This is a genomic window from Enterobacter sp. 120016 (assembly GCF_018383635.1).
In the GTDB taxonomy this organism is placed as follows: domain Bacteria; phylum Pseudomonadota; class Gammaproteobacteria; order Enterobacterales; family Enterobacteriaceae; genus Enterobacter; species Enterobacter asburiae_D.
This window is the reverse complement of the sequence record NZ_JAHAWC010000014.1, coordinates 28,255-43,736: the sequence shown is the minus strand read 5'-3', so window position 1 is coordinate 43,736 and position 15,482 is coordinate 28,255. Positions and strand designations below refer to the sequence as shown.

The following is a 15,482-nucleotide window of genomic DNA, read 5'->3' as shown; positions in this document are numbered from 1 at the left end:
ACGATTGCTGTAAAAATAAATCCACAATAAACGCATAATGGTTCGCTATGTCACATAACACCCGACCTCTGAATCGACAGGACTACAAAACCCTCACGCTCGCGGCCTTAGGCGGCGCGCTGGAGTTTTACGACTTTATCATCTTCGTCTTCTTCGCCGCCGTGGTGGGAGAACTCTTCTTCCCGGCGGATATTCCTGAATGGCTGCGTCAGGTGCAAACCTTCGGCATTTTTGCCGCCGGGTATCTGGCGCGTCCGCTGGGCGGCATTATCATGGCCCACTTTGGCGATCTGGTCGGGCGCAAGAAGATGTTTACCCTTAGCATCCTGCTGATGGCCGTACCCACGCTGGCCATTGGTCTGCTGCCCACCTATGCCTCGATGGGCATCCTTGCTCCGCTGCTGCTGTTGCTGATGCGCGTCCTTCAGGGCGCGGCGATTGGCGGTGAAGTGCCGGGCGCGTGGGTGTTTGTCGCGGAGCATGTTCCGGCGCGCCGCATTGGTATCGCCTGCGGAACCTTAACGGCGGGGCTGACCGTCGGAATCCTGCTCGGTTCGGTGGTTGCAACGATTGTTAACACCAGCATGACGCAGCAGGCCGTGCACGACTGGGGCTGGCGTATTCCGTTCCTGCTGGGCGGGGCGTTTGGTCTGGTGGCGATGTACCTGCGCCGCTGGCTGCAGGAGACGCCGATTTTCCTCGAGATGCAGCAGCGCAAAGCGCTGGCGCAGGAGCTGCCGGTGAAGGCGGTCGTGGTACGCCATAAAAAAGCGGTGGTGGTGTCGATGCTGCTCACCTGGCTGCTTTCGGCGGGCATTGTGGTGGTGATATTGATGTCCCCGGTGTGGCTGCAAAAGCAGTACGGCTTCGCCCCTGCCGTGACGCTACAGGCGAACAGTATCGCGACAATCATGCTCTGCTTTGGCTGTCTGGCCGCCGGGCTGGCGGCAGATCGTTTCGGTGCCAGCGTTACCTTTATCGTCGGCAGCCTGTTACTGGCCGCATCAAGCTGGGCGTTTTACCATCTGGCGGGCAGCCATCCTGAACAGCTGTTTTTGCTGTACGGCGTGGTAGGGTTGTGCGTGGGCGTAGTGGGTGCTGTGCCTTACGTCATGGTGCGAGCTTTCCCGCCGGAAGTGCGTTTCACCGGGATCTCGTTCTCTTACAACGTCTCATATGCCATTTTCGGCGGGCTGACGCCAATTGCCGTCACCGTGCTGATGGGCGTGTCGCCGATGGCGCCAGCCTGGTATGTACTCGCGCTCTCGCTGATGGGGCTGGTATTAGGATTTTGGCTGCGTCAGGCGGGGGGATGTCGTGCCCGCGAGGCGGGCACGACAGAGGGATCAGTGTTTTTCACCAATCGGTAGAATGGTGCGGTCAAACTGCTCGTTCAGCACTTCACCCATTGCGAGGTAGATAGCGCTTGCGCCGCAAACCAGACCAATCCAGCCTGCAACATGAACGATGCCTTCGTTATCCACCAGGTGACCAATCGCCAGCAGGGCGAACAGCACGGTCAGGCTCAGGAAAACGAACTGCAGCATGCGGTTACCTTTCAGGGTACCGAAGAACATGAACAGGGTGAAGACGCCCCACAGGCCCAGGTAAACGCCCAGGAAATGGGCGTTTGCCGCGTCCGCCATGCCCATTTTAGGCAGCAGCAGAATGGCAACAAGGGTCAGCCAGAAAGAACCGTAAGAGGTGAAGGCGGTTAAGCCGAAGGTATTGCCTTTCTTATATTCCAGCAGGCCCGCGAAGATTTGCGCGATACCGCCGTAAAAAATGCCCATCGCCAGGATGATGCCATCCATCGGGAACATCCCGATATTGTGCAGGTTCAGCAGGATAGTGGTCATGCCAAAACCCATCAGGCCCAGCGGAGCCGGATTAGCCAACTTAGTGTTGCCCATAAGTCCTCAAAAAAATCATCATTAATATGGTGAAATGGTTAAACCCGCGTCAGTACTCCCTGACTGGGCGCGGCATCATAATGGGCGCAATCGATGGCGTCTATGATCTCATCAGGGTGAAATTAAATTTTTTTTATGCTTGCCCCTTGATGGATGCCGTCGCGACCCCATCTTGTAGTCAACCGCAGTGTGTGGACCTGAAAAAAATCAAATCTGGGCAGTTGAAAAAGCACGTTCTGCCCTTATTACAGGTACACAACCACATGTTGACTGAATTTTTAGTGGAGACGTTTAGATGGGTAAAATTATTGGTATCGACCTGGGTACTACCAACTCTTGTGTAGCGATTATGGATGGCACTACTGCACGCGTGCTGGAGAACGCCGAGGGCGATCGCACCACGCCTTCTATCATTGCTTATACCCAGGATGGTGAAACTCTGGTTGGTCAGCCGGCTAAACGTCAGGCAGTGACAAACCCGCAAAACACCCTGTTTGCGATTAAACGCCTGATCGGTCGCCGCTTCCAGGACGAAGAAGTTCAGCGTGACGTTTCCATCATGCCTTACAAAATCATCGCGGCAGATAACGGCGATGCGTGGCTTGATGTGAAAGGCGCTAAAACTGCACCACCGCAGATTTCTGCTGAAGTGCTGAAGAAAATGAAGAAAACCGCTGAAGATTACCTGGGTGAACCGGTAACTGAAGCTGTTATCACCGTACCTGCTTACTTCAACGATGCTCAGCGTCAGGCAACCAAAGATGCTGGCCGTATCGCAGGTCTGGAAGTAAAACGTATCATCAACGAACCAACCGCTGCTGCACTGGCTTATGGTCTGGATAAAGAAGTTGGCAACCGTACTATCGCGGTTTACGACCTGGGTGGTGGTACCTTCGATATCTCTATTATCGAAATCGACGAAGTTGACGGCGAAAAAACCTTCGAGGTTCTGGCAACCAACGGTGATACCCACCTGGGTGGTGAAGACTTCGATACCCGTCTGATCAACTACCTCGTTGACGAGTTCAAGAAAGATCAGGGCATTGACCTGCGTAACGACCCGCTGGCGATGCAGCGCCTGAAAGAAGCCGCTGAGAAAGCGAAGATCGAGCTGTCTTCCGCTCAGCAGACCGACGTGAACCTGCCGTACATCACTGCAGACGCGACCGGTCCTAAACACATGAACATCAAAGTGACCCGTGCGAAACTGGAAAGCCTGGTAGAAGACCTGGTGAACCGTTCAATCGAGCCGCTGAAAGTAGCTCTGCAGGACGCTGGCCTGTCCGTATCCGATATCCAGGACGTTATCCTGGTCGGTGGTCAGACCCGCATGCCAATGGTTCAGAAGAAAGTGGCTGAGTTCTTTGGTAAAGAGCCACGTAAAGACGTTAACCCGGACGAAGCGGTTGCAATCGGTGCTGCGGTTCAGGGTGGCGTACTGACCGGTGAAGTTAAAGACGTACTGCTGCTGGACGTTACCCCGCTGTCTCTGGGTATCGAAACCATGGGCGGTGTGATGACTGCGCTCATCAACAAAAACACCACCATCCCGACGAAACACAGTCAGGTGTTCTCTACCGCTGAAGACAACCAGTCTGCGGTAACCATCCATGTGATTCAGGGTGAGCGTAAGCGTGCGGCGGATAACAAATCTCTGGGTCAGTTCAACCTGGACGGTATCAATCCGGCACCGCGCGGCATGCCGCAGATCGAAGTGACCTTCGACATCGATGCTGACGGTATCCTGCACGTGTCTGCGAAAGACAAAAACAGCGGTAAAGAGCAGAAGATCACCATCAAGGCATCTTCTGGCCTGAACGAAGCGGAAATCGAAAAAATGGTTCGCGATGCCGAAGCTAACGCGGAATCAGACCGTAAGTTCGAAGAGCTGGTTCAGACCCGCAACCAGGGCGACCATCTGCTGCACAGCACCCGTAAGCAGGTTGAAGAAGCAGGCGATAAACTGCCAGCGGAAGACAAGACTGCTATCGAAGCTGCACTGAGTGCGCTGGAATCCTCACTGAAAGGTGAAGACAAAGCGGACATCGAAGCGAAGATGCAGGAACTGGCGCAGGCTTCTCAGAAGCTGATGGAAATCGCTCAGCAGCAGCACGCTCAACAGCAGGCGGGCGCTGACGCTTCAGCGAACAACGCGAAAGACGACGACGTTGTCGACGCTGAGTTCGAAGAAGTTAAAGATAAAAAATAATCGCCCTGATGCAGGGTAATTAATCGGCACGGGCGTAGGAGAACTCTCCACGCCCGTGCTCGCATGTTAAGGGGCTTAAAAAAACCAATGGCAAAGCAAGACTATTACGAGATTTTAGGCGTTCCGAAAACTGCGGAAGAGCGTGAAATCAAAAAGGCGTACAAGCGCCTGGCCATGAAATTCCACCCGGACCGTAACCAGGGTGACAAAGAGGCTGAAGCCAAATTTAAAGAGATCAAAGAAGCCTACGAAGTCCTGACCGATGCACAAAAACGTGCGGCCTATGACCAGTACGGTCACGCAGCCTTTGAACAGGGCGGCATGGGCGGCGGTGGATTCGGTGGCGGCGGCTTTGGCGGCGGCGCTGACTTCAGCGATATCTTTGGCGATGTATTTGGCGACATCTTCGGCGGCGGTCGTGGTCGTCAGCGCGCGGCGCGCGGCGCGGATCTGCGCTACAACATGGAGCTGACGCTGGAAGAGGCCGTTCGCGGTGTCACCAAAGAGATCCGTATCCCGACGCTGGAAGAGTGTGACGTTTGCCACGGCAGCGGCGCGAAAGCGGGTACGCAGCCTCAGACCTGTCCAACCTGTCACGGCTCTGGTCAGGTACAGATGCGTCAGGGCTTCTTCGCGGTACAGCAGGCCTGTCCGCACTGTCACGGTCGCGGTACGCTGATTAAAGATCCGTGCACCAAATGCCACGGCCACGGTCGCGTTGAGAAAACCAAGACCCTGTCCGTTAAAATCCCGGCTGGCGTCGATACGGGCGACCGCATCCGTCTGGCAGGTGAGGGCGAAGCAGGCGAGCACGGCGCACCGGCAGGCGATCTGTACGTTCAGGTGCAGGTAAAGCAGCACGCCATCTTCGAGCGTGAAGGTAATAACCTGTACTGCGAAGTGCCGATCAACTTCGCGATGGCTGCACTGGGCGGTGAAATCGAAGTACCGACGCTGGATGGTCGCGTGAACCTGAAAGTGCCGGGCGAAACCCAGACCGGCAAGCTGTTCCGCATGCGCGGGAAAGGCGTTAAATCCGTTCGCGGTGGTGCGCAGGGCGACCTGCTGTGCCGCGTCGTCGTGGAAACGCCGGTTGGCCTGAACGACAAGCAGAAACAGCTGCTGAAAGAGTTGCAGGAGAGCTTTGGCGGCCCGACGGGTGAGAAAAACAGCCCGCGCTCCAAAAGCTTCTTCGATGGCGTCAAAAAATTCTTCGATGATTTGACCCGTTAATCTGTTCTCAGGTTTTCATCCGTAAAGGCCCGGAAGCGATTCCGGGCTTTTTCTATTTATGGGTATTGCTCGGTAAAACTGAATCTATACTCAATATTAATCTGTTTTTGCCGAGCTATCTGGCTTGGTATTATGGTTTTATCGAGGTATTGTTGTAACAGAGAGAATTAAAGTGAAATTACTACACCGTTTTTTTAGCAGTGAGGCGTCCGGCGGCGTGATCCTGATTATTGCCGCTGCGGCCGCGATGGTGCTGGCTAACCTTGGCATCACGCAGGGACTCTACCATGCATTTCTGGAAACGCCCGTTGAGCTGAAGGTCGGGGCGCTCGAAATTAAAAAGAACATGCTGCTGTGGATCAACGATGCGCTAATGGCGGTGTTCTTCCTGCTCGTCGGGCTTGAGGTTAAGCGTGAGCTGGTTCTGGGCTCGCTTGCCAGCCGCCAGCGCGCGGCGTTTCCGGTGATTGCCGCGCTCGGCGGGATGGTGGTGCCGGCGCTGCTCTTCCTGGCGTTCACCTGGCAGGATCCGATTGCACGTCACGGCTGGGCGATCCCGGCTGCGACGGATATCGCCTTTGCGCTCGGGGTGCTGGCACTGCTGGGAAGCCGCGTGCCGGTGGCCCTGAAAATCTTCCTGATGGCGCTGGCGATCATCGATGACCTGGGCGCCATTGTGATTATCGCGCTGTTCTACACCAGCGATCTGTCGATCCTGTCCCTGAGCGTGGCCGCTGGGGCGATTGCCGTGCTGGCGCTGCTGAACATCTTCAATGTTCGCCGCATCGGTATCTATATCCTGGTGGGGATGGTGCTGTGGACGGCGGTGCTGAAATCGGGCGTGCACGCGACGCTGGCAGGTGTGATCGTCGGCTTCCTCGTGCCGCTTAAGCCGCAGGACGGTAAGTCGCCTGCCAAACAGCTGGAGCATGTGCTGCACCCGTGGGTCGCCTTTATGATCCTGCCGCTGTTTGCGTTTGCCAACGCGGGCGTTTCCCTCGGCGGCGTGACGCTGGACGGGCTGACGTCCGTGCTGCCGCTGGGCATCATTGCCGGGCTGTTTATCGGTAAGCCGCTGGGCATTAGCCTCTTCTGCTGGCTGGCGACGAAGCTGAAGCTGGCGTCTTTGCCGCACGGCACCACGTTTAAGCAGATTATGGCCGTCGGCGTGCTGTGTGGCATCGGGTTTACGATGTCGATCTTTATCTCGACGCTGGCGTTTGGTGCGCATGCGCCTGAGCTTATCGTCTGGGCTAAACTCGGCATTCTCATCGGGTCATTACTGGCCGCGGTAATCGGTTATACCTTGTTGAAGGTGAAATTGTCCGGACAGGCTGTCCAGGCATAACGGAACACCGGGAGGAGGCGATCCTTCTCCCGATACACACTCAGGGAGAGAAGACGCGATGTCTCATTTAAATTACAACCATCTGTACTACTTCTGGCACGTCTATAAACAGGGCTCGGTGGTGGGGGCGGCAGAGGCGCTCTACCTGACGCCGCAAACCATCACCGGGCAAATCAAGGCCCTGGAAGAGCGCCTGCAGGGCAAGCTGTTCAAGCGTAAAGGGCGTGGGATTGAACCCAGCGAACTGGGCGAACTGGTTTTCCGCTATGCGGACAAAATGTTCACCCTGAGCCAGGAGATGCTGGATATCGTCAACTACCGCAAAGAGTCGAACCTGCTCTTTGACGTGGGCGTGGCGGATGCGCTGTCCAAGCGGCTGGTGAGCGGTGTGCTGGATGCGGCGGTGGTGGAAGATGAGCAAATCCATCTGCGCTGCTTTGAATCCACCCACGAGATGCTGCTGGAACAGCTGAGCCAGCACAAGCTGGACATGATTATCTCGGACTGCCCGATCGACTCCACCCAGCAGGAAGGGCTGTTCTCGGTGAAAATTGGCGAATGCGGCGTCAGCTTCTGGTGCATTAACCCGCCGCCGGAAAAACCGTTCCCCGCGTGCCTTGAAGAGCGCCGCCTGCTGGTGCCGGGAAGACGTTCCATGCTCGGACGCAAGCTGCTGAACTGGTTTAACTCGCAGGGGCTAAAGGTAGAAATCCTCGGTGAGTTCGACGATGCGGCGCTGATGAAAGCCTTTGGCGAAGCGCATAACGCGATCTTCGTTGCGCCGACGCTGTATGCGCACGATCTCTATTCGGACGATAAGATTACGGAGATAGGCAGAGTGGATAACGTGATGGAGGAGTATCACGCCATATTTGCCGAACGGATGATTCAGCACCCGGCGGTACAGCGAATCTGTAACCGTGACTACGCGGCGCTGTTTACGCCACCGGCAATCTGAAGGCATAAAAAAACCCGCGTTAAGCGGGTTCTTTAAACAAGCAACAACAAGTAGCGATTAAGCCAGTTTGTTGATCTGCGCGGTCAGGTTTGCTTTATGACGCGCTGCTTTGTTTTTGTGGATCAGACCTTTAGCAGCCTGACGATCCACGATTGGTTGCATTTCGTTAAATGCGTTCTGCGCTGCAGCTTTGTCGCCTGCTTCGATTGCTGCGTATACTTTCTTGATGAAAGTACGCATCATAGAGCGACGGCTTGCGTTGTGCTTACGAGCCTTTTCAGACTGAACGGCACGTTTCTTAGCTGATTTGATATTAGCCAAGTCCAACTCCCAAATATGTTCTATGTGGACAATTCAAAGGCCGAGGAATATGCCCTCTTTGCCTTCTTTTGTCAATGGATTTGTGCAAATAAGCGCCGTTAATTAGCGACGCTACGTTACGTAGTGATGGCGCAGGATTCTACCAGCTTGTCTTCCCTGAATACAGCCTTTCGGCATAAAAATCGCAGTTCACGAGCAGATTTTTTCGCTGCGAAAGGTCAGCCTGATGAAATCATTACGGCTTTCTGTTTTGCGCGAACAATCGCCGGTTAACCTTAACCGCTGTACAAGGTATACTTTGGCGATTTTCACTGTTTTGAGCCAGACATGAAGCTGATACGCGGCATACATAATCTCAGCAGCGCGCCACACGGGTGCGTGCTGACCATTGGTAATTTCGACGGCGTGCATCGTGGTCATCAGGCGCTGTTGCAGGGATTGCGTAAAGAAGGGGAGGCCCGTGGCCTGCCCGTTGTAGTGATGATTTTCGAGCCGCAGCCGCTGGAGCTGTTCGCGGGCGATAAATCTCCCGCCCGCCTCACTCGCCTGCGCGAGAAGCTGCGCTATCTGGCGGAGTCCGGCGTGGACTATGTATTGTGTGTGCGTTTCGATCGCCGCTTTGCCGCGCTGACAGCACAAAATTTCGTCAGCGACCTGCTGGTTAAGCGTCTTGGCGTGCAGTTTCTCGCCGTGGGCGATGATTTCCGCTTTGGCGCTGGTCGTCAGGGCGATTTCTTGCTATTACAGAAGGCTGGTCTGGAGTACGGATTTGACGTCACCAGCGCGATGACCTTCTGCGAAGGCGGCGTGCGCGTCAGCAGCACGGCGGTTCGCCGGGCACTGGCCGATGACGAACTGGATACGGCGGAAACCCTGCTGGGGCATCCGTTCACTATCTCTGGCCGCGTGGTCCATGGCGATGCGCTGGGCCGCACGATAGGCTTCCCGACGGCGAATATACCGCTGCGTCGTCAGGTTTCCCCGGTTAAAGGGGTGTATGCGGTGGAAGTGGCAGGACTGGGCGATAAGCCGTTTTACGGCGTCGCCAACATTGGTACGCGTCCGACCGTCGCCGGTGTGCGTCAACAGCTAGAAGTGCACCTGCTGGACGTTGTAATGGACCTCTACGGTCGCCATATAGATGTGATACTGCGTAAAAAAATACGCAACGAGCAGCGATTTGGTTCGCTGGATGAACTAAAAGCGCAAATTGCGCGAGATGAATTGACGGCCCGCGAGTTTTTTGGGCTTTGAACCCGGCTTAACTGCCTACGTGATAAATACGGAACCGAGAATCTGATGAGTGACTATAAATCAACCCTGAATTTGCCGGAAACAGGGTTCCCGATGCGCGGCGATCTCGCCAAGCGCGAACCGGGAATGCTGGCGCGTTGGACCGATGATGACCTGTACGGCATCATTCGTGCAGCCAAAAAAGGCAAAAAATCCTTCATTCTGCATGATGGCCCTCCATATGCGAATGGCAGCATTCATATTGGTCACTCGGTTAACAAGATTCTGAAAGACATTATCGTGAAGTCCAAAGGCCTCACGGGATATGACTCGCCTTACGTTCCGGGCTGGGACTGCCACGGTCTGCCGATCGAGCTGAAAGTAGAGCAAGAGTTTGGCAAGCCGGGTGAGAAGTTCACCGCCGCCGAGTTCCGTGCGAAGTGCCGCGAATACGCCGCTACGCAGGTTGACGGTCAGCGCGCTGACTTCATCCGTCTGGGCGTGCTGGGCGACTGGTCGCACCCGTACCTGACCATGGACTTCAAAACTGAAGCCAACATCATCCGTGCGCTGGGTAAAATCATCGGTAACGGCCACCTGCACAAAGGCGCTAAGCCAGTGCACTGGTGCGTGGACTGCCGCTCTGCGCTGGCAGAAGCGGAAGTGGAGTATTACGACAAAACCTCTCCTTCTATTGACGTGGCATTCCATGCCGTCGATCAGGATGCGGTGAAAGCCAAATTTGGCGTGTCGTCCGTTAACGGCCCAATCTCTTTGGTTATCTGGACCACCACCCCGTGGACCCTGCCAGCCAACCGCGCGATCTCCCTGTCCGGTGAGTTCGAATACGCGCTGGTTCAGGTTGAAGGTCAGGCGGTTATCCTGGCGAAAGATCTGGTTGAGAGCGTGCTGAAGCGCGCGCATATCACCGACTACACCGTGCTGGGCACCGTGAAAGGTGACGCGCTGGAGCTGATGCGCTTCAAACACCCGTTCCTGGACTTCGACGTTCCGGCGATCCTGGGCGACCACGTGACGCTGGAAGCGGGTACCGGTGCGGTGCATACCGCCGGTGGCCACGGTCCTGACGACTACAACATCAGCCTGAAGTATGGTCTGGAAATCGCTAACCCGGTTGGCCCGGACGGCTCTTACCTGCCTGGCACCTACCCGGCGCTGGACGGTATCAACGTCTTCAAAGCGAACGACATCATCGTCGACATGTTGCGCACCAGCGGCGCGCTGCTGCACGTTGAAAAAATGCAGCACAGCTATCCGTGCTGCTGGCGTCACAAGACTCCGATCATCTTCCGTGCGACCCCGCAGTGGTTCGTCAGCATGGATCAGAAAGGTCTGCGCGAGCAGTCTCTGAAAGAGATCAAAGGCGTGCAGTGGATCCCTGACTGGGGCCAGGCGCGTATCGAATCCATGGTGGCTAACCGTCCTGACTGGTGTATCTCCCGTCAGCGTACCTGGGGCGTGCCGATGTCTCTGTTCGTACATAAAGAGACGCAGGAGTTGCACCCGAACACTCTGGAACTGATGGAAGAAGTGGCGAAGCGCGTCGAAGTTGACGGCATTCAGGCGTGGTGGGATCTCGACTCCCGCGACATCCTGGGCGCTGACGCAGACAGCTACGAGAAAGTGCCGGATACCCTGGACGTATGGTTCGACTCCGGGTCTACTCACTCCTCCGTGGTTGACGTGCGCCCGGAATTTGCCGGTCACGCTGCCGATATGTATCTGGAAGGGTCTGACCAACACCGCGGCTGGTTCATGTCATCGCTGATGATCTCCACCGCCATGAAGGGTAAAGCACCTTACCGTCAGGTACTGACTCACGGCTTCACCGTGGATGGTCAGGGCCGTAAGATGTCCAAATCTATCGGTAACACCGTTTCTCCGCAGGATGTGATGAACAAGCTGGGCGCAGACATTCTGCGTCTGTGGGTGGCCTCTACCGACTACACCGGCGAAATGGCGGTGTCCGACGAGATCCTGAAGCGTGCCGCCGACAGCTATCGTCGTATCCGTAACACCGCGCGCTTCCTGCTGGCGAACCTGAACGGGTTCGATCCGGCAAAAGACATGGTGAAACCGGAAGAGATGGTGGTGCTGGACCGCTGGGCGGTAGGCTGCGCGAAAGCGGCGCAGGACGATATCCTGAAAGCCTATGAGTCTTACGACTTCCACGAAGTGGTGCAGCGCCTGATGCGCTTCTGCTCCATCGAGATGGGCTCGTTCTACCTCGACATCATCAAAGACCGCCAGTACACCGCGAAAGCGGACAGCGTGGCGCGTCGTAGCTGCCAGACCGCACTGTTCCACATCGCAGAAGCGCTGGTGCGCTGGATGGCGCCGATCATGTCCTTCACCGCGGATGAAATCTGGGGCTATCTGCCGGGCGACCGTGAGAAGTATGTCTTCACGGGCGAGTGGTACGAAGGCCTGTTCGATCTCTCCAGCACCGAAGCAATGAACGATGCCTTCTGGGACGAACTGCTGAAAGTGCGTGGCGAAGTGAATAAGGTTATCGAGCAGGCGCGTGCAGACAAGAAAGTCGGCGGCTCTCTGGAAGCGGCAGTGACCCTGTACGCCGAACCGGAGCTGGCGGCGAAGCTGACGGCGCTGGGCGATGAATTACGATTTGTCCTGTTGACCTCCGGTGCGAAAGTTGCGGATTATGCCGAAGCTACTGCTGATGCTCAGCAGAGCGAACTGCTCAAAGGACTGAAAGTCGCGCTGAGCAAAGCCGACGGTGAGAAATGCCCGCGCTGCTGGCATTACACCACCGATGTTGGCCAGGTGGCGGAACACGCAGATATCTGCGGACGCTGTGTAAGCAACGTCGCCGGTGACGGCGAAAAACGTAAGTTTGCCTGATGAGTAAAACTCTCTGTTCAACAGGACTGCGCTGGCTGTGGCTGGTTGTGGTGGTGCTGATTATCGATCTGGGCAGCAAGTTCCTGATCCTCCAGAATTTCGCTCTGGGGGAGACGGTCCCGCTGTTCCCGTCGCTTAACCTGCACTACGCACGTAACTACGGCGCAGCGTTTAGTTTCCTTGCCGACAGCGGTGGCTGGCAGCGCTGGTTCTTTGCGGGTATCGCTCTCGGTATCTGCGTGATCCTGGCGGTGCTGATGTACCGCTCGAAGGCCACGCAAAAGCTGAATAACATTGCCTACGCGCTGATCATTGGCGGCGCCCTGGGCAACCTGTTTGACCGCCTGTGGCACGGCTTTGTGGTCGATATGATCGACTTCTACGTCGGCGACTGGCACTTCGCGACCTTTAACCTCGCCGATAGCGCAATTTGCATCGGTGCGGCGTTAATCGTGCTGGAAGGCTTCTTGCCAAAACCGGCCGCGAAAGAGCAGGCTTAATTGTCAATGCCGGGTGGCGCTGCGCTTACCCGGCCTACAGAATTTGTGGCCTCCCGTAGGCCCGGTAAGCGCAGCGCCACCGGGCAACAGGTGACCCAAAACAAGCGAGCAATTTGCATGTCTAAATCCGTACAGAGCAACAGCGCGGTTCTCGTTCACTTCACGCTGAAGCTGGATGACGGCTCCACGGCTGAATCCACCCGCAACAACGGCAAACCGGCCCTGTTTCGTCTTGGCGATACCTCACTTTCTGAAGGTCTTGAGCAGCAGCTTCTCGGTCTGAAAGAGGGTGAGAAAAAAGCCTTTTCGCTGGAGCCGGATGCCGCGTTTGGCGTACCGAGTCCGGACCTGATCCAGTATTTCTCGCGCCGTGAGTTCATGGACGCGGGTGAACCGGAAATCGGGGCGATTATGCTCTTTACCGCTATGGACGGCAGCGAAATGCCTGGCGTGATCCGCGAAATCAACGGCGACTCTATTACCGTTGATTTCAACCATCCGCTTGCCGGGCGTACCGTTCATTTTGATGTTGAAGTGCTGGAAATCGATCCTGCACTGGAGGCCTGAAATGCAGATCCTGTTGGCTAACCCGCGCGGCTTTTGCGCCGGTGTAGACCGCGCTATCAGCATTGTTGAAAACGCGCTGGAGATTTACGGCGCGCCGATTTATGTGCGTCACGAAGTGGTGCATAACCGCTACGTGGTCGACAGCCTGCGCGAGCGCGGCGCAATCTTTATTGAGCAGATCAGCGAAGTGCCGGACGGTGCGATCCTGATCTTCTCCGCGCACGGCGTCTCGCAGGCGGTACGCAACGAGGCGAAAAGCCGCGACCTGACCGTATTCGATGCCACCTGTCCGCTGGTGACAAAAGTGCATATGGAAGTGGCGCGCGCCAGCCGTCGTGGTGAAGAGTCGATTCTGATTGGCCATGCCGGGCATCCGGAAGTCGAAGGCACCATGGGCCAGTACAGCAACCCGGAAGGGGGTATGTATCTGGTTGAGTCGCCGGAAGATGTCTTGACGCTGAACGTGAAAAATGAAGACCGTCTGTCGTTTATGACCCAGACGACGCTCTCCGTAGATGATACCTCGGACGTGATTGACGCCCTGCGCCAGCGCTTCCCGAAAATCGTCGGTCCGCGTAAGGATGATATCTGCTACGCGACCACTAACCGTCAGGAAGCGGTGCGCGCACTGGCTGAACAGGCGGATGTGGTGCTGGTGGTCGGCTCCAAAAACTCGTCTAACTCCAACCGTCTGGCCGAACTGGCGCAGCGCATGGGGAAAATGGCTTTCCTGATTGATGACGCGTCGGATATTCAGGAAGCGTGGGTTAAGCACGCGGCCTGTGTCGGCGTGACGGCCGGGGCGTCTGCGCCAGATATTCTGGTACAGAACGTCATTTCCCGTCTGCAGGAGCTGGGCGGCGGCGAAGCGGTGCCGCTGGAAGGACGTGAAGAGAACATCGTTTTCGAAGTCCCGAAAGAACTGCGCATCGACGCCCGCGAAGTCGAATAGTCCTTTTTCTGATGAAAGGCCAGCACCTCCTGTGCTGGCCTTTTTTTTACCCGTTACTTTATCGTGACGACAAAATCATGTCTTTTACTGATATTTAAGTCGGTTTCACGTTAAATTCTAATTATTGGTGTTTTCAGTTGGCAGTGCTTCTCAAGGCTGGTTAATCTGAAAACGGTTTACATCATTTTAACGTAAGAGAATAACTATGCATGATGCACAGATCCGTGTCGCCATTGCGGGCGCGGGTGGACGTATGGGCCGTCAGCTTATTCAGGCGGCACTTCAGATGGATGGCGTCGCGCTTGGCGCGGCTCTGGAGCGTGAAGGTTCTTCGCTTCTGGGGACCGATGCCGGCGAGCTGGCGGGCGCAGGCCACACGGGCGTTACCGTGCAAAGCAGCCTGGAGGCGGTAAAAGAGGACTTCGATGTGTTCATCGATTTTACCCGCCCGGAAGGGACGCTCGCGCATCTGGCGTTTTGTCGCCAGCACGGCAAGGGGATGGTGATCGGCACCACCGGTTTTGACGATGCGGGTAAGCAGGCTATCCAGGATGCATCAAAAGAGATTGCGATCGTCTTCGCCGCAAACTTCAGCGTGGGCGTTAACGTCATGCTGAAGCTGCTGGAGAAGGCCGCGAAGGTGATGGGCAACTACACGGATATTGAGATCGTAGAAGCTCACCACCGTTACAAAGTTGATGCGCCATCAGGTACGGCGCTGGCGATGGGCGAAGCGATTGCTCATGCACTCGATAAAAATTTAAAAGAGTGCGCGGTCTACACCCGCGAAGGTTACACCGGCGAACGCGTGCCGGGCACCATTGGTTTTGCAACCGTGCGGGCGGGTGACATCGTCGGCGAACACACGGCGATGTTCGCCGATATTGGTGAACGCGTCGAAATTACGCATAAAGCCTCCAGCCGAATGACGTTCGCCAACGGCGCGGTACGTTCCGCTTTGTGGCTTAAAAACAAGAAAGATGGTCTTTTTGATATGCGAGACGTGCTCGATCTCAACAATTTATAAGCATTATTACCCATCGTGATGTGGTTATTGCAGTCGTAATTGTTTGATTGCATAGGGCAATATTTTATTGCCCTTTTATTTTACCTACTTCATGTTTTATTTTGCTTTAAAGCCATATATATCTATTTAATGTTGCATTTTAACGTTACTGAAATGTAAATTTTGACCATTTGGTCCACTTTATTATGCTCTATCGCGTTATTTTTTATTAAACCAGGCGCGCAAGCGTTTTCTGCTGTGATTTACCTGATCTTTTTGTCGCTTAAGCCGCATTCTTCTCGCCAGGCCTGCAAAAGACTAAACAAAATATCCGTTTTAAGTTGACTTTTACCCACCAA

At 55.6% G+C, this 15,482-nt stretch carries 13 protein-coding genes and 1 pseudogene; 12 read left to right on the top strand and 2 right to left on the bottom strand.

All coding sequences use genetic code 11. The annotated features are described in order from the left end of the window. Positions 1-47 precede the first annotated feature (47 nt). Positions 48-1,370 carry an MFS transporter gene (locus tag KIF87_RS17755; RefSeq protein ID WP_032642627.1) on the top strand — a complete coding sequence of 441 codons (1,323 nt, stop codon included), beginning with the start codon at positions 48-50 and terminating at the stop codon, positions 1,368-1,370. Here KIF87_RS17755 and satP read toward each other — a convergent pair. Beyond that, positions 1,347-1,913, bottom strand: a complete 567-nt coding sequence (satP, locus tag KIF87_RS17750; protein ID WP_023334461.1) for an acetate uptake transporter — start codon at positions 1,911-1,913, stop codon at positions 1,347-1,349. The genes KIF87_RS17755 and satP overlap by 24 nt on opposite strands. Before the next feature lie 295 nt (positions 1,914-2,208). Here satP and dnaK point away from each other — a divergent pair, with 295 nt between their 5' ends. The 4 genes from dnaK to nhaR all read left to right on the top strand — a co-directional run bounded on the left by dnaK (position 2,209) and on the right by nhaR (position 7,661). Next, positions 2,209-4,122, top strand: a complete 1,914-nt coding sequence (gene dnaK / locus KIF87_RS17745) for a molecular chaperone DnaK (RefSeq protein ID WP_024907421.1) — start codon at positions 2,209-2,211, stop codon at positions 4,120-4,122. Positions 4,123-4,209: 87 nt separating this feature from the next. Further along, positions 4,210-5,355 (top strand): molecular chaperone DnaJ, encoded by a 1,146-nt coding sequence (dnaJ, locus tag KIF87_RS17740; protein WP_023310347.1) that lies wholly within the window; start codon positions 4,210-4,212, stop codon positions 5,353-5,355. Between the two features lie 172 nt (positions 5,356-5,527). Beyond that, positions 5,528-6,703: a Na+/H+ antiporter NhaA gene (gene nhaA / locus KIF87_RS17735; protein ID WP_213329874.1), complete on the top strand. Its 1,176-nt coding sequence runs from the start codon at positions 5,528-5,530 to the stop codon at positions 6,701-6,703. Between the two features lie 58 nt (positions 6,704-6,761). Beyond that, positions 6,762-7,661 (top strand): transcriptional activator NhaR, encoded by a 900-nt coding sequence (gene nhaR, locus KIF87_RS17730; protein WP_029740864.1) that lies wholly within the window; start codon positions 6,762-6,764, stop codon positions 7,659-7,661. Positions 7,662-7,718: 57 nt separating this feature from the next. On the opposite strand, the gene rpsT is transcribed toward nhaR, so the two are convergent. Continuing rightward, positions 7,719-7,982: a 30S ribosomal protein S20 gene (gene rpsT / locus KIF87_RS17725; RefSeq protein WP_003856458.1), complete on the bottom strand. Its 264-nt coding sequence runs from the start codon at positions 7,980-7,982 to the stop codon at positions 7,719-7,721. Between the two features lie 101 nt (positions 7,983-8,083). Between rpsT and KIF87_RS23320 the strand changes: the two are divergent. The 7 genes and pseudogenes from KIF87_RS23320 (at position 8,084) to dapB (ending at position 15,144) form a co-directional block, all read left to right on the top strand. Continuing rightward, positions 8,084-8,302, top strand: a pseudogene (locus tag KIF87_RS23320) (DUF2575 domain-containing protein). A 7-nt stretch (positions 8,303-8,309) separates the two neighbouring features. Continuing rightward, positions 8,310-9,236 carry a bifunctional riboflavin kinase/FAD synthetase gene (gene ribF, locus KIF87_RS17720; RefSeq protein WP_032644021.1) on the top strand — a complete coding sequence of 309 codons (927 nt, stop codon included), beginning with the start codon at positions 8,310-8,312 and terminating at the stop codon, positions 9,234-9,236. 45 nt (positions 9,237-9,281) lie between these two features. Continuing rightward, positions 9,282-12,098, top strand: coding sequence for an isoleucine--tRNA ligase (gene ileS / locus KIF87_RS17715; protein WP_213329873.1), 2,817 nt, complete (start codon positions 9,282-9,284; stop codon positions 12,096-12,098). After that, entirely contained in the window at positions 12,098-12,598 is a 501-nt protein-coding gene (lspA, locus tag KIF87_RS17710; protein ID WP_008502034.1) for a signal peptidase II, read from the top strand. The genes ileS and lspA overlap by 1 nt, the downstream gene beginning before the upstream one ends. Before the next feature lie 117 nt (positions 12,599-12,715). Next, positions 12,716-13,165, top strand: a complete 450-nt coding sequence (fkpB, locus tag KIF87_RS17705) for an FKBP-type peptidyl-prolyl cis-trans isomerase (protein WP_003856450.1) — start codon at positions 12,716-12,718, stop codon at positions 13,163-13,165. A gap of 1 nt (position 13,166) precedes the next feature. Further along, complete coding sequence (ispH, locus tag KIF87_RS17700; RefSeq protein WP_213329871.1) at positions 13,167-14,117, top strand: 4-hydroxy-3-methylbut-2-enyl diphosphate reductase; 951 nt, start codon at positions 13,167-13,169, stop codon at positions 14,115-14,117. A 205-nt stretch (positions 14,118-14,322) separates the two neighbouring features. Continuing rightward, entirely contained in the window at positions 14,323-15,144 is an 822-nt protein-coding gene (gene dapB / locus KIF87_RS17695) for a 4-hydroxy-tetrahydrodipicolinate reductase (protein WP_213329869.1), read from the top strand. Positions 15,145-15,482: the final 338 nt, after the last annotated feature.